Consider the following 19,271-nt stretch of genomic DNA (forward strand, 5'->3'; position numbering starts at 1 on the left):
GGAGATATCGCATGAGCAGCTCGTCCGTAGAGATAGCCGTCGTCGGCGCAGGCCCCCGCGGCCTGTCCGTCGTCGAGCGCCTGGTCGCCAACGAGCGGGAGAACCCCGTTCACGACTCGGTCGCCATCCACGTCGTGGACCCGGCCGCGCCCGGCGCCGGCCAGGTCTGGCGCTCCGGCCAGTCCCGCCACCTGCTGATGAACACCGTCGCCTGCCAGATCACCGTCTACACCGACGACAGCTGCAAGATCGACGGCCCGATCGAGCCCGGTCCGACCCTGTTCGAGTGGGCCAAGTCCCTCTCCGTGCTGGGCCAGTTCGGCGACTACGACGAGGGCACCCTCGCCGAGGCCGCGGCCATGGGCCCGGACACCTACCCCACCCGCGCCTTCTACGGGAACTACCTCAGCGAGTGCTTCCAGCGCGTCATCGTCGGCGCCCCCAAGCACGTCACCGTCCACGTCCACCGCTCGCGCGCCGTGGCCATCGCCGACACCCTCGGCATCTCGGGCGGCCCGCAGGGCGTCCGGCTCCAGGACGGCACCCGCCTCAACGACCTCGACGCCATCATCCTGGCCCAGGGCCACGTCCCGGCCCGGCTGACCCCGCGCGAGGCGCGCACCGCGTCCCTGGCGCGCATCCACTACCTGACCTACCTGACGCCGGGCAACCCCGCCGACAAGGACCTCGCGGCGATCAAGCCCGGCCAGACGGTGCTCGTCCGCGGCCTGGGGCTGAACTTCTTCGACTACATGGCGCTGTTCAGCCACGGCCGCGGCGGCTCCTTCGTCCGCAACGAGGACGGCAAGCTCACCTACCAGCCGTCCGGGCAGGAGCCCCGGCTGTACGCCTTCTCCCGGCGCGGCATCCCGTACCACGCCCGCGGCGACAACGAGAAGGGCGCGTACGGCCGCTACTTCCCCAAGCTGCTGACCCCGGACTACGTGCGGGCCCTGCGCGAGCGGGCCGCCTCCGGCGGCCGGGTCACCTTCAAGGAAGACCTGTGGCCCTTCATCTCCCTGGAGGTCGAGAGCGTCTACTACGGCGCGCTGCTCGCCGCCAACGGCCAGCCGGAGGAGCGCGAGGCGTTCACCGAGCGCTACCTGGAGACCGAGGACAACGAGGCCCGCGCCTGGCTGCTCGCCGAGTACGGCATCCCGGAGGAGCAGCACTGGAGCTGGGAGAAGCTCTCCGTCCCCTACGGCGACCGGCAGTTCGCCGACCGTGACGACTTCCAGGGCTGGCTGGTGGAGTACCTCGCGGCCGACGTCGCCGCCGCCCGCCAGGGCAACCTCAGCGGCCCGATCAAGTCGGCCCTGGACGTCCTGCGCGACCTGCGCAACGAGGTCCGGCTCGCCGTCGACCACGGCGGCCTCGACGGGGACTCGCACCGCGACGACCTCGAGGGCTGGTACACCCCGCTCAACGGCTTCCTCTCCATCGGCCCGCCGGCCACCCGCATCGAGGAGATGATCGCCCTCATCGAGGCGGGCATCCTCACGGTCACCGGGCCCGGCACCCAGGTCCGCATCGACACCGACGCCCAGACGTACGTGGCCGCGTCCACGTCGGTGCCCGGCCCGCAGATCAAGGCGCAGGTGCTCATCGAGTCCCGGCTGCCCGAGCCCGACCTGCGGCGCACCTCCGACCCGCTGCTCCAGCACCTGCTGGACACCGACCAGGCCAAGCCGTACGTCATCTCGGGCGAGCAGGGCGGCTACCAGACCGGCGGCCTCGCGGTCACCGAGCGCCCGTACCGGCTCATCGACGCCCGCGGCACCGCCCACGCGCGCCGCTTCGCCTACGGGGTGCCGACCGAGTCCGTCCACTGGGTCACGGCGGCCGGCATCCGGCCCGGCGTGGACTCGGTGACGCTCGGCGACTCCGACGCCATCGCCCGCGCCGTCCTGGCCCTGCCGCCGGTCGCGAGCCTGCCGGCCGGGATCCGCGCCGTGGCCGACCAGCCGGCCGACGACACGCTGCCCGGCGTGATCGTATGACCGACGAGGGTCTTCTCGTGGACGCCGGCCTGCTCTCTCCGGTGCGGGCCGGCACCGCGGCCGAGGCGGCCGTCGGCGACCGGGCATGGCTGCAGGCCATGCTCGACGCCGAGGCCGCCCTGGCCCGGGCCCAGGCCGGCCTCGGCACCCTCCCGGAGGAAGCCGCGGCCGTCATCACCGAAGCCGCCCAGGCCGAGCGGTTCGACCTGAGGGCCCTCGCGCTCGCCTCGCGGGAGACCGCGAACCCGGTGGTGGGCCTGGTCCAGGCCCTCACCGCGGTGGTCCGCGGCATCGATCCGAAAGCCGCCGACTTCGTCCACCGGGGCTCCACCAGCCAGGACATCTTCGACACCGGCGCCATGCTGGTGGCGGCCAGGGCCCTGCGCCTGGTCCGGGCGGACCTCGCCCGGACCGCGCAGGCCCTGGCGGGCCTCGCCCGCACCCACCGCGACACCCTGATGGCGGGGCGCACCCTGGCCCTGCACGCCGTCCCCACCACCTTCGGACTCAAGGCCGCGGGCTGGCGCTCCCTCGTCCTCGACGCCGACGCCCGCCTCGCCCGCGTCCTCGACGAAGGCCTGCCGGTCTCGCTCGGCGGGGCCGCCGGCACCCTCGCCGGCTACCTCGAATACGCCGACATCGACCGCCCCGACGTGGCGGCCGACACCGCCCACCCCTACCTCGACCGGCTCGTCGACGCCTTCGCCGCCGAGACCGGACTCGCCCGCCCGGTGCTGCCCTGGCACGCGCTGCGCACCCCGCTCGCCGACCTCGCCGCCGCGCTGGCCTTCACCGCCGGCGCCCTCGGCAAGATCGCGGTCGACGTGCAGGCGCTGACCCGGACCGAGGTGGGCGAGGTCGCCGAACCCACCGCCGCCGGCCGCGGCAGCTCCTCCGCCATGCCGCACAAGCGCAATCCGGTGCTCGCCACGCTGATCCGCGCGGCCGCCCTTCAGGTCCCGGTGATCGCCGCCGGGCTCACCCAGTGCCTGGTCACCGAGGACGAGCGCGCCGCCGGCGTCTGGCACGCCGAATGGCAACTGCTGCGCGAGTGCCTGCGCCTGACCGGCGGCGCCGCCCACACCGCGGTCGAACTCGCCGAAGGGCTGGAGGTCCGGGCCTCCCGCATGCGGGAGAACCTCGACCTCACCGGAGGCCAGGTGGTCTCCGAGCGCATCGCGGCCCGCCTCGCCCCGCGCCTGGGCAAGGCCGCCGCGAAGCAGCTGCTGACCGAGGCCTCGGCCGCCGCCGCCGAGAGCGGGCGGCCCCTGGGCGCCGTGCTCACCGGAATGTCCGGGGCCGGGCACGGACTCGACGCGCAGTACATCGCGCAGCTGTGCGACCCGGCCGGGTACAGCGGCGCCGCCGGCGCCCTCGTCGACCGCGCGCTGGCCGACGTACCCCAGTCGCCACCCCGCGGACCAACCGCCTGACAGACAAGGGAGAAACCAGGTCATGAGTGCCGAGAGAACAGCCGCGCGATCAGCCAAGGGGCGCTGGATCGAGGACTGGGACGCCGAGGACGAGCAGTACTGGGAGCAGGGCGGCAAGCGCATCGCCCTGCGCAACCTCTACCTGTCCGTCGTCTCCGAGCACATCGGCTTCTCCATCTGGAGCATGTGGTCGGTCCTGGTGCTGTTCATGGCGCCCGGGATCGGCCTCGGCTTCGCGCCCGACGAGAAGTTCCTCCTCGTCGTCACCCCCACGCTCGTCGGCGCCCTCCTGCGCCCCTCGTACAGCTACGCCGTCACCCGCTTCGGCGGCCGCAACTGGACCGTCTTCGCCTCGGCGATCCTGCTGGTGCCGGCCGCGCTCACCGTGGTCTTCATCCAGCGCCCCGGCACCCCGCTGTGGGTGTTCCTGCTGATCAGCGCCCTCGGCGGGGTCGGCGGCGGCAACTTCGCCTCCTCGATGACCAACATCACCGGCTTCTTCCCGCGCCGCCACCAGGGCTGGGCCCTCGGACTCAACGCGGGCGGCGGCAACCTCGGCGTCGCCGCCGTCCAGCTGCTGGGCCTGCTCGTCATCTCCACCGCGGGCGACACGCACCCGGCGTACATCGCCGCCTTCTACCTGCCGCTCATCGCGCTCGTCTCCCTCGTCTGCGCGTTCAAGATGGACAACATCGCGACCGTACGGACCGACCCGGGCGCCCAGCGCGAGGCCCTCGCCCAGCGCGACACCTGGCTCATCTCCCTCCTCTACATCGGCACCTTCGGCTCGTTCATCGGCTACGGATTCGCCTTCGGGCTGGTCCTGCAGACCCAGTTCGGCTCCACCCCGCTCGAGGCGGCCTCGTACACCTTCCTCGGCCCGCTGCTCGGCTCCTTCTCCCGCCCGCTCGGCGGCTGGCTCGCCGACCGGTTCGGCGGTGCCCGCATCACCCTCATCACCTTCGCCGGCATGGGCGCGGGCACCGGGGTGCTGCTCCTCGCCTCCGCACGCGACTCCCTGCCGATCTTCATCGCCGGATTCACCGCCCTGTTCGTCCTCAGCGGCATCGGAAACGGCTCCACCTACAAGCTGATCCCCGCCGCCTTCACCCGCCAGGCCGAGGCCCGCATCGTGGAGGGCCAGGACGCCACCCGGTCCTTCGCCACCGCCCGCCGCCTGGCAGGCGCCGCCATCGGCATCTCCGGCGCGATCGGCGCACTCGGCGGAGTCGCCATCAACCTCGCCTTCCGCGGCGCCTACAGCGGCGGCGCGAGCAACGGCGCCCCCGCCTTCCTGTCCTTCCTCGGCTACTACGCGATCTGCGCCGCCGTCGTCTGGACGGTGTACGTACGCCGCGAGCGGGCCGGCTCCCCGGCCGCGCAGCAGCAGAGGCGGCAGACGGCCCCCGCTGCCGCCACCCGCCCGGAGAACGTCCATGTCTGACCGGCCCGGGCCCGCCGGCGCCGCCGAGTCCGGGACCGTACGGACGCACTGCCCGTACTGCGCCCTGCAATGCGGCACCCTGCTGAGCCGCGGAGACCAGGCGGGCGGGGCCGAGGTCCGGCCCGACCCGGAGTTCCCCGTCAACAGCGGCGGCCTGTGCCAGAAGGGCTGGACCGCCCCCGCCCTGCTCACCACCCCCGACCGGATCCGGACCCCGATGGTCCGCGACGCCGCAGGGACGCTGCGCCCCACCGACTGGGACACCGCCCTCGACACGGTGGCCGCCGGCCTGACCCGGATCCGCGCCGAGCACGGCCCCGACGCCGTTGGCGTGTTCGGCGGCGGCGGGCTCACCAACGAGAAGGCCTACCTCCTCGGCAAGTTCGCCCGCCTCGCCCTCGGCACCAGCCAGATCGACTACAACGGCCGCTTCTGCATGTCCTCGGCCGCCGCCGCCGGGAACGCCGCCTTCGGCCTGGACCGCGGACTGCCCTTCCCCGTCACCGACCTCGCGGCCGCCGACGTGATCCTGCTCGCCGGGGCCAACCCCGGCGAGACGATGCCCCCGCTGATGCGCCACCTCAGCGCCGCCCGGCTGATCGTCATCGACCCGCGTCGCACCCCCACCGCCGCCCGCGCGGCCCTGCACCTCCAGCCGCGCCCCGGCACCGACCTGGCCCTCGCCCTCGGCCTGATGCACATCCTCGTCGTCGACGGCCACACCGACCGGGCGTACGTGGACGGCCGCACCCACGGCTTCGAAGCCGCCTGGAAGCGCGCCGCCTCCTGGTGGCCCGAGCGCGTCGAGAAGGTCACCGGCGTACCCGTCAGCGACCAGCGCGAGGCCGTGCGGATGCTCGCCGCCGCCGACCGGGCGTACGTCCTCACCGGACGCGGCGCCGAACAGCACAGCAAGGGCACCGACACCGTCGCCGCCTTCATCAACCTCGCGCTCGCCCTGGGCCTGCCCGGCCGTGAGGGCAGCGGATACGGCTGCCTCACCGGCCAGGGCAACGGCCAGGGCGGCCGCGAGCACGGCCAGAAGGCCGACCAGCTGCCCGGCTACCGGATGATCACCGACCCGGCGGCCCGCGCGCACGTGGCGGGCGTCTGGGGCGTCGACCCCGAGGTCATCCCGGGCCCCGGCCGCAGCGCCTACGAACTCCTCAGCGCCCTCGGCACCGACACCGGCCCGCGCGCCCTGCTCGTCTTCGGCGCCAACCCCGTGGTCTCCGCCCCGCGCGCCGACCGCGTCGCCGAACGCATGGCCTCCCTGGACCTGCTCGTCGTCGCCGACTTCGTGCCCTCCGAGACCGCCCGCATGGCCGACGTGGTGCTGCCCGTCACCCAGTGGGCCGAGGAGGAGGGCACCATGACCAACCTCGAAGGCCGCGTCCTGCGCCGGCGCCGGCTGCTCGACCCGCCGCCCGGCGCCCGCTCCGACCTCGCCGTCCTGCACGCCCTCGCCACCCGCCTGGGCGACCTCCCCGAGCGCTACCCGGCCGAACCCAGGGCCGTCTTCGAGGAGTTGGGCCGCGCCTCGCGCGGCGGCCCGGCCGACTACTCGGGGATCGACTACGACCGCCTCGACGCGGGCGAGACCCTGCACTGGCCCTGCCCGCGGACCCCCGACGGCGAAGCCGCCCACCCCGGCACCCCGCGGCTCTTCCTCGACCGCTTCGCCCACCCCGACGGCCGGGCCCGCTTCGCCGAGGTGGAACACCGCCCGCCCGCCGAGGAGGCGCACGCCGAGCACCCGCTGTACGCCACCACCGGCCGGGTCCTGGCCCAGTACCAGTCCGGGGCGCAGACCCGCCGGGTGCCGCAGCTGGCGGCCGCCGCCCCCGAGGCGCACGTCGAGGTGCATCCCGACACGGCCGCCCGGGCCGGCCTGACCGAGGGCGGCCACGCCCGGGTCAGCTCGGCGCGCGGCACCACGCTCGCCCGGGTCCGCCTGGACCCCACCCTGCGCGCCGACACCGTCTTCCTGCCGTTCCACTTCCCCGGCGCCGGGCGGGCCAACCTGCTCACCAACGACGCCCTCGACCCGCGCAGCCGCATGCCCGAGTTCAAGGTGTGCGCGGTCCGGATCGAACCGGCCGATCTCGAGTTCCCCGAGACCGACGCCGGGAACGAGGACGTCGAGGAGGACGGCTTCGAAGAGGGCGGCGCCGACACCGTGCACGCCACCGCATCCGGCCCCGGCTCCGGCCGCCCCGCACTCCTCCAGGACGCCCGCCCATGACCACGCACCCCACCGCGCCGCTCCTCGTCATAGGCAACGGACCGGCCGCCCACCAGATCCTCGACCGGCTGCGCCACTTCGGCTGCGAGGACCCCGTCACCGTCCTGGGCGCCGAGGACACCCCCGCCTACCACCGGGCCCTGCTCACTTCCGCCCTCGACGGCAGTCTGCCGATCGAGGCCATGGAACTGCCCCCGCCGCCCGGCGACACCACGATCCGCACCGGCGTCTGCGCCGTCCGCATCGACCGGCTCCGGCGCCGCGTGCACACCGCGGACGGGGACGTCTTCCCGTACGCCCGGCTGATCCTGGCCACCGGAGCCACCCCGCTCCTGCCCGACCTGCCCGGCCTGCGCACCCCCGACGGCAGCCCGGCCGCCGGGGTCGCCGTCCTGCGCACCCTCGCCGACTGCGCCCGGCTCACCGACCCGGCCGTCGTGGCCGCCCGGACGCCCGTGACCATCCTGGGCGCCGGATCCCTGGGCGTCGAAGCCGCGTTCGCGCTGGCCCTGAAGAACCGTCCCGTCACCCTCGTCCACCCCGGCCCCTGGCCGATGGACCACCTCCTCGACGCGGCCGCGGGGGCCCTCGTACGCGACCGGCTCACCGCCGCCGGCGTCGAGCTCGTCGCCGGCAGCCCCGCCGCCGCCTACACCCCCGCCACCCCCGACGCCCCGGGCACCCTCGCCCTCGCCGACGGCAGCGCCCTGCCCGCCGACACCCTGCTGCTGTGCACGGGCGTCCTGCCCGAGACCGGGCTGGCCCGCACCGCGGGACTGGCCGTGCGCACCGGCATCCTCGTCGACGACTGCATGCGCACCGACGACCCCGTCATCCACGCCCTCGGCGACTGCGCCGAACACCGCGGCAACCGCGGCGGATCCCTGGCCTCCGGCTGGGCCCAGGCCGAGGCCCTGGCCCGCCACCTCGCCTCCGGAGCCCGCGGCGTGGCCCCCGCCCGCCGCGTCCTGCGCCCCCGCATCGCGGGCCCCGGTCTGGTCGTCCTCGGCATGCCGGGCCGCGCCCCCTGCGAGGAGACGATCACCCTCAACGATCCGGCGAACGGCCGCTACGCGCGCCTTGAGCTGACCGGTGAACGCATCACCGCCGGCGTCCTGCTCGGCTTCGACCGCGCCATCGCCACCACGACCGAGCTGTACGTCCACGACGCGCCCGTCCCGCGCGACCGGCTCAGCCTGCTCCTGGGCCGCGCCCCCCGCCTGGCCAAGGCCGGCTCCGACGAGATCACGCCCGAAACCGTCATCTGCCTGTGCAACAACGTCACCCATCAGGACCTGACCCGGGCCTGGCACGCCGGGGCGCAAGGGCTCGCCGAGCTCGCCGAAGCCACCCGCGCGACCACCGGCTGCGGTGGCTGCGCCCGCCAGGTGGAGTCCGTCTGCACCGCCCTGGCCTCCACCACCGCTGCCACGACCGGCAGTTGACCCGGCGCGGAGGCCCTCACCCCGCAAAGGAAACCCGTATGACCACCCGCACCCTCGTCGTCATCGGACACGGAATGACCGGCCACCGCCTCGTCGAGGAGCTCCGCTCCCGCGACCGGCACGGAACCTGGCGGGTGGTGGTCCTCGGACAGGAGAGACACCCCGCCTACGACCGGGTCAGGCTCTCGTCCGCCCTCGACGGCAAGACCCCGGCCGAGCTGAGCCTGGTGAAGCCGGCCCTGTTCGACGACGCCCTGGTGGAGCTCCACACCTCCACCAGGGCCGTCGGCATTGACCGCGAGCACCGCACCGTCACCCTCGAGGACGGCGCCCCCGTCCCCTACGACGCACTCGTCCTGGCCACCGGATCCGTGCCCTTCGTCCCGCCCGTCCCCGGCCGCGAGCTGCCCGGCGCCTGCGTCTACCGCACCCTCGACGACCTCGACGCCATCCGTGAGGCCGCCGCCCGCACCACCACCGGAGTGGTGATCGGCGGCGGCCTCCTCGGGCTGGAGGCCGCCAACGGCCTGCGGCTGCTGGGGCTTTCCCCGCACGTCGTGGAGATGGCCCCGCGGCTGATGCCCGTCCAGGTCGACGAGGGCGGCGGACGGGTCCTGGACCGGCTCGTCACCGGGCTCGGCGTCACCACCCATCTGGGCGTGGCGACCAGCCACATCGAGGCGGGCGCCGACGGACGCGTGTCCCGCCTGGTCTTCGCGGACGGCACGGCCATCGAGACGGGTCTCGTGGTCTTCTCCGCCGGGGTGCGGCCCCAGGACTCCCTGGCCGGTCCGGCCGGCCTGCCGCGCGGCGAGCGGGGCGGCTTCCTCGTCGACGACCACTGCCGCACCCCGGACCCGTACGTCTGGGCCGTCGGCGAGTGCGCGGCCGTCGAGGGCCGCTGCTACGGCCTGGTGGCCCCCGGCTACCGGATGGCGGAGGCCGTCGTCTCCCAGCTGCTCGACGAGGGCCCGGCCCGCTTCCCGGGCGCCGACATGTCCACGAAGCTCAAGCTGATGGGCGTGGACGTCGCCTCCTTCGGCGACGCCCACGCGCAGACCCCGGGCGCGCTGGAATTCGTACGGGAATCCGCGGGCGGGGAGGTGTACGCCAAGCTCGTCCTCGACTCGGCGGGCGACAGCCTGCTCGGAGGGATCCTCGCCGGTGACGCGGCCGCCTACCCGCGGCTGCGGTCCCTGCTCGGCCGTGAACTGCCCGACTCCGCAGAGGCCTTGCTGGCGAGCGGGTAGCCGCCGTCCGGCCCCGGACCGCTGGGGGGTGTCCCGACCGGGGGACACCCCCCCAGCGGCTTTTCCGGCCACGCCACGGCGGGACGGCGGCACGGCGCGCCACGGTGGAAGGGCGGCACGGCGGGCAACGGCGAAGGCCCCTACCCGGCGGGGTAGGGGCCTTCGCCGTGCGCTGCGTGGAGCTGCCGGATCAGACTCCGGCGGTCTGTGACTCGCGCTCGGCGGCGGGCGCGGTCTGCGCCTTCTGCTCGGGCTTCTTCAGGCCCAGGGCGATCAGGCCGGTGATCACGATGCCGGCGGCGGCGATGAAGACCGCCTTCTGGATGCCGTCGGTGGTGGCGCTGCGCAGCGCCTCACCGGTCTGGCCCTCCAGGCCGGAGTTGGCGATGGCGACCAGGACGGCGAGGCCGACGGCGCCACCGATCTGCTGGGTGGTGGAGGCGACACCGGAGGCGATGCCCTGGTCCTCGGGGGCGACGCCGATGGCGGCGGCACCGAACATCAGGGTGTAGCCGGCGCCCTGGCCGAGGCCCATGATGATCAGGCCGGGGACGAGGGCCCAGTACGAGGCGTCGGTGGCCATGGTGATGCCGACGATCGCGGTGCCGATGACACCGATGACCATGGCGCCGACCATGATGGCGCGGATGCCGTGCTTGGTGGCGAGGCCACCGGCCGTCTGGGCGCCGATGGCGATGGCGACCATCGGGACGAGGAAGGCGACGCCGGTCTCCAGCGGGCTGTAGCCGTGGACGCCCTGGAAGTAGACGGTGAGGAAGTACAGCAGGGTGCCGAAGGTGGCCATGTAGAAGAAGGTCACGCCCACGGCGGTGGTGAGGTTGCGGTTCTTGAAGAGCGTCAGCGGCAGCAGCGGGTCCGAGGACTTCTTCTCGATGACGAAGAAGGCGATGAGCAGGACCACGCCGAGGGCGAGGGCGCTCAGGACCTCGGAGGAGGCCCAGCCGGACTCGGGACCCTGGACCAGGGCGAAGACGATCGCGGTGATGCCGACCGTGGAGGTCAGGGCGCCCAGCAGGTCGAAGCTGCGGCTGGTGTTGCGGGCGGCGTCCGGCTTGATCAGCGGGAAGGCGAGCAGTGCGGCGATGCCGGCCAGCGGCACGTTGACGTAGAAGACGGACTCCCAGCCGAGGGACTGGGTGAGCACGCCGCCGAGCAGCGAGCCGACGATCATGCCGCTACCACCGGCGGTGCCCCAGACGGCGAAGGCGCGGTTGCGCTCCTTGCCCTCGGCGAAGCTGGTGGAGACCAGGGTGAGGGTGGCCGGGAAGAGGAAGGCGCCGCCGATGCCCTGGATCGCGCGGGCGGCGATCAGCACCTCGGGGCTGCCGGCGAGGCCGCCGAGCAGGGAGGAGCCGGCGTAGAGGGCGAGGCCCAGGACGAACATGCGGCGCGGGCCGAACAGGTCGCAGGCACGGCCGCCGAGGAGCAGGAACCCGCCGAAGGCGACGGCGTAGGCGCTGACGACCCACTGCAGGGTCTGGGCGGAGAAGCCGAGTCCGCTGCCGATGTCGGGCAGGGCCACGTAGACGATGTTGTAGTCGATGGAGATGATCAGCTGGGCGAAGGCGAGCAGCGCCAGGGTGAGGCCGAGGTGCTTGCGCCGGCCTTCCTGGTTCTGGGTCGTTGACATGGTGTACAGCTCCCGGGGTCGGGTCGGGGGTCGATGTGTGGTGCCGGATGTGCGGTGCGGTGCGGTGGAGTGCGGTGGAGTCGGGTGCGCGTCCGCTCAGGAGGCCAGGTCGTGGGTCACCTGGTCGGCGAGCCGGCGGGCCAGTTCGAGGCGCTTGATCTTGGCGGTGGCCGTGCGCGGCAGCTCGCCGAGCTTCATCTGGATGGGGTCGGCCATCGTGGACTGGTCGGCGATGGCGCGCTTCCAGCGGCCCAGGTCCAGCGGCGCGTCGTCCTTGGTGCAGACGACCGGCACCGGCTCCTTCTCGGGGCCGGGCACGATGATGAGCTCGGTCAGCTCGGGCAGCCGGTGCAGGACGGTGTCCTCGACCTCCAGGGTGGAGTGGATGGTCGGGATCTGGTCGACCTCGCGGTCCAGCAGGTGCAGGCAGCCCCACTTGGTGCGGTAGCCGATGTCGCCGCCGCGCCACCACTCGCCGTCGAGCTGCTTCTCGAAGCGCTCGGCCTCGCCGTAGTAGGTCAGGGCGCGGCCCGCGGTCTGCACGTCGATGTAGCCGGGGTTGTCGTGGGAGACCGGCTTGCCGTTGCGGGACACCAGGCGGTACTTGGTGATGCCCGGCGTGGAGTAGCCCTGGCAGCGGCCGTCGGCCTTCATGACGGTCTTGCGGGTGTACGGGCGGCCGACCAGCGGGCCGCACTCGCTCTGGCCGTAGACCTGGAGGAAGACGGGGTTCTTGCGCTCCGAGGCCCGCAGGAACTTGTCCATCGTGCCCGGGTGGATGGCGTCGAAGGTCGAGTTGTAGAAGCGGACCGTCTTGAAGGGCTTGCGCGGGTCGTCGAGGATCGACTCGCACTCCAGGAAGGAGTTCGGGTGCGTCTCGAAGACGCCCGGACGGTACTTGACCATCGCGTCCGCGACCTTCGCCGGCTCGGCGTCGTCCAGGAAGACCATCGGCTTGTTGTTCAGCATCATGGACGCGATGCCCGGGTACATGCGCGAGTGGACGTAGGAGACGTGCATCAAGATGGGCTCGCGCTGCCGCAGCAGGCTGACGGGGATGTTCTGCCAGCGGTAGCGGGCACCGATCGAACGGGCCGAGTGCACCACGAGCTTGGGGATGCCGGTGGTGCCCGAGGTGTGGGTCATGATCGCGTGCGAGTCGGGGTGCAGCGTCACCGCCGTGCGCTCGGGGGCGCCGGCCAGGTCGGAGAGCGAGATCGCGCCCTCGACCGGCTCGGTGACCGAGATGACCCGCGCGGTGAGCTCGGCGAGCGGCGAGGCGGCCAGCGAGCCCGTGAGCTTCGCGGCGTCCGTCAGCAGCGTCGGGGAAGGCAGCCGCTGCAGCAGCGCGTTGATGGTCTCTCCGTCGAGGTGCGCGGAGAGCATCACCGGGACGGCGCCGATGCGGGCCGCGGCGCACGCGAAGAGGGTGATGTCGAAGTTGTTGGTCTTGTGGATGACGACGTGTTCGCTGGGCCGGATACCACTGGCCCACAGGCGGTTTGCCATCTCGGCGATCAGGTCGGCGAATTGGGCGACCGTCAGGACCTGGCCGACCTCGGGGAGGGCGTCCATGGTGCGGTCGAGCGTGATGGTGTTGGCGCCGAACTGGGCGGCAGCCTCCTCGGCCACCAGGCCGAGGTAGAGCGGCGTCTTGTTCTTGGGAATCCGGAGCATGTGTTCAAGTTCTCACCAAGAATGCCCCGGCCCAATGGCGGTTGTTTGACTGTGTCAGCTCGACGGAATCGAGCCATCCAAATGGCGTGAATCAACTGTGGTGTGTGCGAAAAAAGACCCGTAGCGGATGCTCCCGCTACGGGCCTTTCCGGTGCCGGTGCGTTGCTGTTCCTGCCGGTTGCAGAGGGTGTTGTTACTTGAGCCCCTGCTTGAGGGCCTCGGCGACCTGGAGGGTGCGGACGGTCTGGTAGCCGACCGCCTTGAGGTTGTCCTCGGTCACGTTCTGGGCGAGCAGCCCGGGGACCGCCTGGAGCCCGGACGTGGCGCTCACGCCGTACGGGTTTCCGTTGCTCGGCGCCACCATGATCGGGTCGGTGACGCCCGGGGGCACGATGATCGCGCCCCAGTGGTAGAAGACGTTCGACAGCGACAGGACGGTCGACTCCTGGCCGCCGTGCTGGGTGCCCGTGGACGTGAACGAGGACATGGCCTTGTTCTTCAGCCCGCCGCGGGCGTGCAGCTCGAAGGTCTGGTCGATGAAGTGCTTGAGCGGGCCGGCCATGGCGCCGTAGCGGCCCGGGGTGCCCCAGATGACCGCGTCGGCCCAGTCGAGGTCGTCCTGCGTGGCGACCTCGACCTCGCGGCTGCTGCCGCCGACGTGCTCCTGGAAGGCCTCGGTCCACTCGGTGAAGTTGGGTGCGATGGTGGCTTCCTGGATCTCGGCGACCCGGCGCAGACGGACCTGCGCGCCGGCCTTCTCCGCGGCCTCGGCGGCGGCCACCGCGAGCTTGTGGATGTTTCCGGTGGCCGAGTAGTAGACGATCGCGACGTTGGTCATCGGCTCTTCAATCTCTCTTGTCTTGTGGGATTCAGGGCTTCGCGCTTTCGCGGTCGGTTCCCGGCGGGTTGTCAATGGCATAACGCCAGGAACCGTCCGCGCCGCGGCGCACCACATCCGTGGCCGTGCCTTCGTGGAGAACGGAAGTTCCGTCCGGCTTGACGCCCTTGATCAGATAGTCACACAGCAGCAGCGCCAAGTCGTCGTATTCGTAGCAGTGGCGCACCGTCAATTTCATCGGAATGCCGAGGGACATGAAGCTGCGGGTCGCATCGCGCCTGCCCTCGCCCGTGACGACTTCGCCGGGGGTGAGAACGCGTACTGCCCCGGGCTCGAAGAGGCGGTCGATCGCCTCCAGGTCGCGGGCGTTGAAAGCGCGCAGGAACGCATTGGGAAGTTCGGCCGGTGCCGTGACGGGTGTGGTCATGGTGACTCCTGGGGAGGGGGGAAGGAGGTACCTGGCGGAGGCGGTGGAAGTGGAGCGCACACCGTGGGGGGAGTGGGGGGATCCGGCGGTGCGGGTGGAGGAGACGGCGCGCGGGTGGGGGCCCGCGGCTACTCGACGGCGATGCCGGTCGAGCCCTCGGGGCGTACCGGCTCGTCGGGCAGCCGGTCCAGCGTCATTCCGAAGTGCTTGTGGTAGGCCTCGAACACCTCGGTGTCGTCGGCCAGGTGCTCCACGGTGAACTCGCCGTGGACCCGCTTGGTCAGCGTGTGGCCCTTCAGCGTGATCCGGCCCTCGACCGTCGGCAGCGAGCAGAACACGTCCTGCATGAACGGCGAGTCCGGGCAGGTGCGGAACCACCACAGCGAAGGCCGGAACTCGCCCAGCTCACGCGCCCGGCCGTCGACCCGGTACATCGGCTCGCCGTCCAGGAACAGGTCGAACTCGCCCTGCTGCTCCGCTCCGAAGGCGAAGGCGCCCTGCGGGTCGTACTGCACCTCCTCGGTGCCCAGCAGCAGCGGCCGGCGCGCGTTGCGCCGGAAGCCCACGTCCACCAGGTACGCCGACCCCTCGACGGTCACGCGCAGCATCAGGTGGCCCAGTGGAGCGCCGAGGCCGCCCGGCCGGTGGACCCGCGCCGAGAGGATCTCCACCTGGAAGCCGAGCGCCTCCAGCAGCATCCCGAAGGCCGGGTTCACCTCGTAGCAGGCACCGCCGCGGCCCTGGTGCACGATCTTGTCGACGACCCGCTCGTCCAGGTGGATCTCCTGGCCGAGGTGGTAGTCGAGGTTCTCGAACGGCACGGTCAGCACGTGGCGTTCGGTCAGCTCGGCCAGCGTCGCCAGGTCGGCCTTCGCGGGGCGGGAGGCGCCGATCCGGGCCAGATAGGCCGTGGCGAGCCCGTTGTCGATCACCGGGCGTCCAGGGTCTTGACCACGGAGGCGACCTCGAGCGTACGGCGCGCCTGGAAGGCCGCGGCCTCAAGGTTCTCCTCCGGGACCTGGCCCGGGTTGCCGCCGACCACGGCGGAGGCGCCGTACGGGTTGCCGTTCTTCGGCTTGTACAGCACCGGGTCGGTCGAACCGGTGGAGACGATGAGCGAACCCCAGTGGGTGATCGCGTTGTGCAGCGCGAGGATCGCGGAGACCTGGCCGCCGTGGGCCGCCGAGCCGGACGCGAAGGCGGACACCGCCTTGTTCAGCAGCTTCCCCTCGATCGACAGCTTCGACGTGGAGTTGATGAAGTGCATCAGCTGCGGGGCGGCGAGACCGAAGTGCACCGGGGTGCCGATCAGGATGCCGTCCGCCCACTCCAGGTCCGCGAGGGTCACCACGGGGACGTCCTTGGTGGCGTTCTGGAAGTCCGAGGCGCCGTCGCGGCGCGCGGCCTCGCCGTTCGGGTCGATCTCGGCGACCCGCAGCAGGCGGACCTCCGCGCCCTCCTTCTCGGCCGCCGCGGCGGCGGCCTCGGCGAGCTTGTAGGTGGAGCCGGTGGACGAGTAGTAGATGACAGCGATGTTCGTCATGACGAGATGCACTCCCTTTCGACCGCCCCCGCTCGTTTCCGGTTTCGACTGCCGGGGCCTTTGAGTTGATCCTGTTCCGTGCCCGGCGCCCCATCGAGGGCGCCGGTCCTAGTCCGTCACGTACGCGGCACGTCGCCGGCGGCGGCCGGTCGACACCAGCAGCACCACGCAGCCGCCCAGCAGCGCGGACATGAACAGCCCCACGCCCCTGACCTCGCCGAACGCGAGCGGGATCTGTGCTCCCACCCCGCCGCCGATGTTGAGCGTGAACCCGTACAGGGCCGTCGCCATGACCCCGTGGGCCGTGCCCGAGATCGCGCCGATCTCCTGCACCACGGCAGGACCGATCGCCGCCAGGCCCAGCATGAACACGAACAGCGCCCCGGCCAGCCCGGCGGCCGTGCCGCCGAACAGCCCGGCGCCGCAGATCCCCGCCGCCGCCACGGCGAACGCCCCGGCCCCGCGCGGCCGCGCCGGGATCCGGCCCAGCAGCGGCGACAGCAGGACGCCCAGCACCAGCGCGGGAATCGCCGTGGCCCGCAGCGTCAGCATCGCCTGGCCGTCACCGACCAGCGAGGCCGGCCCGTAGAGCTGCACGCTCGTGTAGATGGCCGTCATGGTGCTGGAGCAGGTGATCCCGACGACGTACAGGGGCAGCAGCCGCAACCACATCCGCCGGGTGTCGCCGCGAGCCGCCCGCGAGGCGGCGCCCCCGGCGGACGCGCCGTCCGCGCCGCCCCTGGCCCAGGCGGGATCCACCGGCGCCAGCACCCGGCGCAACACCTGCGCACCCGCCAGCAGCAGCGGCGCGGTCACCCAGAACGTGCCCCGCCATCCGACGACGGCGGCCAGCAGCTGCGACTCCACCTGACCGGCGACGATGGTCCCCGCCATGCAGGCGGAGACGATCGTCAGCGCCGTCGGCAGCTTCGAGGCCGGCACGTGCGTGTTCAGGTACGCGTACACCAGCGGGACGTACACGCCGGCGAACAATCCCTGCCCGGCCCGCAGCGCCAGCCCCACACCGAACGAGTCCGCCAGCGGCACGCAGGCGGTCACCACCGCCAGCGCGCTCACCCCGGCCACCAGCACCGCCCGGGTGCCGAACCGCCGGGCCAGCGCCCCGCTGAACAGCGAGATGATCGCGTACGTCACCGCGTACGCGGAGGTGGCCCAGGTGGCCGAGGCCTGGTCCACCCCCCAGGCCCGCCCGATGTCGGGCAGCAGCGGGATCGCCACGTACAGCTGGCCCACCACCAGCATCCCGAGCAGGGAGATGGCCGCCACCACGCGCGCGACGGACCGCCCCGCCTCGGGTGAGGCGGGGCGGTCCGCGCCGCCGCGCAGGACGGCCCGCTGTGAAGAGGTGGGCTGGGGAGAGGTCGTGCGCAGGCTCATCGTTCCTCCAGGGCTGCGGTGCACCCCGGGAGGGTGGGCCGGTCCGGGCGAGGTGGCGGGTCGGCGATCAGCTGCCGTACGGCTGCTGGGCCTTCTTGTCCTTGAGCGCGGTGCCCCACCACTCCAGCGAGTCCAGGAGGGTCTTGGCCGCGGCCTCCGCCTCGGTCGGGTCGATGAGGTTGCCCTGCTCGTCGAACTGGCCCCAGGGACCGTGGAATCCGACGGTGTCGCGGACCGTCACCGAGTGGGTCTCGGCGAAGATCTGGCGCAGGTGCTCGACGGCGCGCATACCGCCGGCGAGGCCGCCGTAGCCCACGAAGCCGACCGGCTTGGCGTGCCACTCGGTGGTGTGCCAGTCGATCAGCGACTTGAGCGAGGCCGGGTAGGAGTGGTTGTACTCGGGGGTGACGACGACGAACGCGTCGGCGGCGGCCAGCCGCGGGGAAACCGCGGAGAGCTGCGCCTGGACCTCCAGGTCCGGCGACTGCGACAGACGGTTCGGCAGGTCGTGGTCGATCAGGTCGATCACGTCGATGTCCAGGTTCTGCCGCTCACGGGCGACACCGGTGAACCAGTTCGCGATGACCGGGCCGAACCGGCCGTCACGGACACTTGCGACGATGACTGCGACGCGGAGCGGCTCAGACATTGAAAAATACCTCCGGATGAGTGCGAGCTAGCGGTGCCCACTTTTTGCGCCGCGAGCCGCGCGGACAACGCCGCAGGGGCGAGTACGTCAACTCCCGGGGCCGGCCGCCCACAGGTGCGCGTTGGCCTTCCGGGCCTCCCCGGCCAGCCGCTCCAGCTCCACGACCTCGACCCCGGCCGCGCGCAGCTCGGCCACGCCCGTGCACGCCGCGACGAACAGCGCCGGCTCCCGCCACGCGATGACCACCCGGCGCACCCCGGCCCCGATCACCAGACGGGCACACGGATCCGGCCGGGAGCGCCGCTGCGAGCACGGCTCCAGCGTCGAGTAGAGCGTCGCCGCAGCCAGCCGGTCATCACCCGGCACGAGCTTGGCCAGCGCCGACTCCTCCGCGTGCACGGTCGGGTCGCCCTCGCGGCTGTACCCGTACGACAGCTCCATCCCGGCGGCGTCCACGAGCACCGCACCCACCGAGTACGCGCCCGGGCTGGGCGGACACAGCCGCGACAGGCCGATCGCCCGGCGCATCCACTCCTCGTCCGACAGGTACAGCGGGGTCACAGGGCACGCTCCTTCGGCGCGTAGCGCAGTACGACGGCGTCGCCCGCCACCCGCGCGTCCAGCAGTCTCATCCGGGCGGCCGGCCCGCCCGGGAACTCGGCCCCGCCCACCAGCCGCGGTGCGCCCTCCTGGCCCACCAGCAGCGGGGCCACGGCCACCTGGAGCTCGTCCGCCAGGTCCAGGGCGAGCAGCTGCGTGTGCACGGACGTGCCGCCCTCCACCATCAGCCGCCGGACACCGCGCCGCCCGAGCACGTCGAGCACGCACGCCCAGTCCAGCTCCGGCCCGGTGCTCACCACCTCGGCGAGAGTGCCGAGAGCCGCGCGCAGCGGTCCGGCGCTCGCGTCCACCGTGAACACCAGCTTCTCGCCACCGCAGTGCCAAAAGCGCAGTCCCGGGTCGAGCCGGGGCGAGGCGGTGACGGTGACCTTCAGCGGATCCGCGGGCTCGCCGCGCTCGACCCGGGCGGCCCGCCGCCGCGGATCGCCCACCAGCAGCCGTGGATTGTCCTTCCGTACGGTGCTCGCGCCCACCAACAGCGCGTCACAGGAGGCGCGTACGGCGTCCACCCGGTCGAAGTCCTCCGGCGAGGACAGCAGCAGCCGGGCGGGGCTCGCGTCGTCGAGCCGCCCGTCCACGCTCATCGCGGCGGACAGCAGGACGTACGGCCTGCGCGCACTGCCCATGCGGACGTCACCCCTCCCTGTGGC

General features: G+C 72.8%; 16 protein-coding genes. 6 read left to right on the top strand and 10 right to left on the bottom strand.

The window, feature by feature from the left end:
• The first annotated feature begins 11 nt into the window (after window positions 1-11).
• The 6 genes from ACFYZS_RS15510 to ACFYZS_RS15535 are packed head-to-tail and all read left to right on the top strand — an operon-like array spanning window position 12 to window position 9,817.
• The gene (locus tag ACFYZS_RS15510; RefSeq protein WP_389011800.1) at window positions 12-2,000 is read left to right on the top strand and encodes an FAD/NAD(P)-binding protein; all 1,989 of its coding nucleotides are present in this window, start codon (window positions 12-14) and stop codon (window positions 1,998-2,000) included.
• Complete coding sequence (gene pcaB, locus ACFYZS_RS15515) at window positions 1,997-3,433, top strand: 3-carboxy-cis,cis-muconate cycloisomerase (RefSeq protein WP_389011803.1); 1,437 nt, start codon at window positions 1,997-1,999, stop codon at window positions 3,431-3,433. Before ACFYZS_RS15510 ends, pcaB begins: the two co-directional genes overlap by 4 nt.
• Before the next feature lie 22 nt (window positions 3,434-3,455).
• Window positions 3,456-4,877: an MFS transporter gene (locus ACFYZS_RS15520; protein WP_389011806.1), complete on the top strand. Its 1,422-nt coding sequence runs from the start codon at window positions 3,456-3,458 to the stop codon at window positions 4,875-4,877.
• Complete coding sequence (locus ACFYZS_RS15525; protein WP_389011808.1) at window positions 4,870-7,122, top strand: molybdopterin oxidoreductase family protein; 2,253 nt, start codon at window positions 4,870-4,872, stop codon at window positions 7,120-7,122. Before ACFYZS_RS15520 ends, ACFYZS_RS15525 begins: the two co-directional genes overlap by 8 nt.
• The gene (locus ACFYZS_RS15530; RefSeq protein ID WP_389011811.1) at window positions 7,119-8,567 is read left to right on the top strand and encodes an FAD-dependent oxidoreductase; all 1,449 of its coding nucleotides are present in this window, start codon (window positions 7,119-7,121) and stop codon (window positions 8,565-8,567) included. The genes ACFYZS_RS15525 and ACFYZS_RS15530 overlap by 4 nt, the downstream gene beginning before the upstream one ends.
• A gap of 38 nt (window positions 8,568-8,605) precedes the next feature.
• Window positions 8,606-9,817 (top strand): NAD(P)/FAD-dependent oxidoreductase, encoded by a 1,212-nt coding sequence (locus ACFYZS_RS15535; protein WP_389011814.1) that lies wholly within the window; start codon window positions 8,606-8,608, stop codon window positions 9,815-9,817.
• Between the two features lie 190 nt (window positions 9,818-10,007).
• Here ACFYZS_RS15535 and ACFYZS_RS15540 read toward each other — a convergent pair whose 3' ends face one another.
• The 10 genes from ACFYZS_RS15540 to ACFYZS_RS15585 all read right to left on the bottom strand — a co-directional run bounded on the left by ACFYZS_RS15540 (window position 10,008) and on the right by ACFYZS_RS15585 (window position 19,247).
• The gene (locus ACFYZS_RS15540; protein WP_389011817.1) at window positions 10,008-11,468 is read right to left on the bottom strand and encodes an MFS transporter; all 1,461 of its coding nucleotides are present in this window, start codon (window positions 11,466-11,468) and stop codon (window positions 10,008-10,010) included.
• Between the two features lie 96 nt (window positions 11,469-11,564).
• Window positions 11,565-13,145, bottom strand: coding sequence for a class I adenylate-forming enzyme family protein (locus ACFYZS_RS15545; RefSeq protein WP_389011820.1), 1,581 nt, complete (start codon window positions 13,143-13,145; stop codon window positions 11,565-11,567).
• A 193-nt stretch (window positions 13,146-13,338) separates the two neighbouring features.
• A complete protein-coding gene (locus ACFYZS_RS15550; RefSeq protein WP_389011822.1) occupies window positions 13,339-13,983 on the bottom strand; it encodes an NAD(P)H-dependent oxidoreductase in 645 nt (214 codons plus the stop codon).
• A gap of 31 nt (window positions 13,984-14,014) precedes the next feature.
• On the bottom strand, window positions 14,015-14,410 hold the full coding sequence (locus tag ACFYZS_RS15555; protein WP_389011824.1) for a YybH family protein: 396 nt from the start codon (window positions 14,408-14,410) through the stop codon (window positions 14,015-14,017).
• Between the two features lie 128 nt (window positions 14,411-14,538).
• Window positions 14,539-15,342, bottom strand: coding sequence for an arylamine N-acetyltransferase (locus ACFYZS_RS15560; RefSeq protein ID WP_389011827.1), 804 nt, complete (start codon window positions 15,340-15,342; stop codon window positions 14,539-14,541).
• The gene (locus ACFYZS_RS15565; RefSeq protein WP_389011829.1) at window positions 15,339-15,953 is read right to left on the bottom strand and encodes an NAD(P)H-dependent oxidoreductase; all 615 of its coding nucleotides are present in this window, start codon (window positions 15,951-15,953) and stop codon (window positions 15,339-15,341) included. The genes ACFYZS_RS15560 and ACFYZS_RS15565 overlap by 4 nt, the downstream gene beginning before the upstream one ends.
• 108 nt (window positions 15,954-16,061) lie before the next feature.
• A complete protein-coding gene (locus ACFYZS_RS15570) occupies window positions 16,062-17,351 on the bottom strand; it encodes an MFS transporter (protein ID WP_389011832.1) in 1,290 nt (429 codons plus the stop codon).
• A 67-nt stretch (window positions 17,352-17,418) separates the two neighbouring features.
• Entirely contained in the window at window positions 17,419-18,000 is a 582-nt protein-coding gene (locus ACFYZS_RS15575; protein ID WP_389011835.1) for an NADPH-dependent FMN reductase, read from the bottom strand.
• 87 nt (window positions 18,001-18,087) lie between these two features.
• The gene (locus tag ACFYZS_RS15580; RefSeq protein WP_389011838.1) at window positions 18,088-18,561 is read right to left on the bottom strand and encodes a deaminase; all 474 of its coding nucleotides are present in this window, start codon (window positions 18,559-18,561) and stop codon (window positions 18,088-18,090) included.
• Complete coding sequence (locus ACFYZS_RS15585; RefSeq protein WP_389011840.1) at window positions 18,558-19,247, bottom strand: RibD family protein; 690 nt, start codon at window positions 19,245-19,247, stop codon at window positions 18,558-18,560. The genes ACFYZS_RS15580 and ACFYZS_RS15585 overlap by 4 nt, the downstream gene beginning before the upstream one ends.
• Window positions 19,248-19,271: the final 24 nt, after the last annotated feature.

This window comes from Streptomyces sp. NPDC001903, from assembly GCF_042891345.1.
In the GTDB taxonomy this organism is placed as follows: domain Bacteria; phylum Actinomycetota; class Actinomycetes; order Streptomycetales; family Streptomycetaceae; genus Streptomyces.

Excerpts from the sequence above, each read along its gene's own strand:
- ACFYZS_RS15585 (WP_389011840.1), bottom strand. The coding sequence starts at position 19,247 with ATGGGCAGTGCGCGCAGGCCGTACGTCCTGCTGTCCGCCGCGATGAGC.
- ACFYZS_RS15525 (WP_389011808.1), top strand. The coding sequence starts at position 4,870 with ATGTCTGACCGGCCCGGGCCCGCCGGCGCCGCCGAGTCCGGGACCGTA.
- ACFYZS_RS15575 (WP_389011835.1), bottom strand. The coding sequence starts at position 18,000 with ATGTCTGAGCCGCTCCGCGTCGCAGTCATCGTCGCAAGTGTCCGTGAC.
- ACFYZS_RS15545 (WP_389011820.1), bottom strand. The coding sequence starts at position 13,145 with ATGCTCCGGATTCCCAAGAACAAGACGCCGCTCTACCTCGGCCTGGTG.
- ACFYZS_RS15540 (WP_389011817.1), bottom strand. The coding sequence starts at position 11,468 with ATGTCAACGACCCAGAACCAGGAAGGCCGGCGCAAGCACCTCGGCCTC.
- ACFYZS_RS15565 (WP_389011829.1), bottom strand. The coding sequence starts at position 15,953 with ATGACGAACATCGCTGTCATCTACTACTCGTCCACCGGCTCCACCTAC.
- ACFYZS_RS15535 (WP_389011814.1), top strand. The coding sequence starts at position 8,606 with ATGACCACCCGCACCCTCGTCGTCATCGGACACGGAATGACCGGCCAC.
- ACFYZS_RS15520 (WP_389011806.1), top strand. The coding sequence starts at position 3,456 with ATGAGTGCCGAGAGAACAGCCGCGCGATCAGCCAAGGGGCGCTGGATC.
- ACFYZS_RS15555 (WP_389011824.1), bottom strand. The coding sequence starts at position 14,410 with ATGACCACACCCGTCACGGCACCGGCCGAACTTCCCAATGCGTTCCTG.
- ACFYZS_RS15510 (WP_389011800.1), top strand. The coding sequence starts at position 12 with ATGAGCAGCTCGTCCGTAGAGATAGCCGTCGTCGGCGCAGGCCCCCGC.
- ACFYZS_RS15530 (WP_389011811.1), top strand. The coding sequence starts at position 7,119 with ATGACCACGCACCCCACCGCGCCGCTCCTCGTCATAGGCAACGGACCG.
- ACFYZS_RS15550 (WP_389011822.1), bottom strand. The coding sequence starts at position 13,983 with ATGACCAACGTCGCGATCGTCTACTACTCGGCCACCGGAAACATCCAC.
- pcaB (WP_389011803.1), top strand. The coding sequence starts at position 1,997 with ATGACCGACGAGGGTCTTCTCGTGGACGCCGGCCTGCTCTCTCCGGTG.
- ACFYZS_RS15570 (WP_389011832.1), bottom strand. The coding sequence starts at position 17,351 with ATGAGCCTGCGCACGACCTCTCCCCAGCCCACCTCTTCACAGCGGGCC.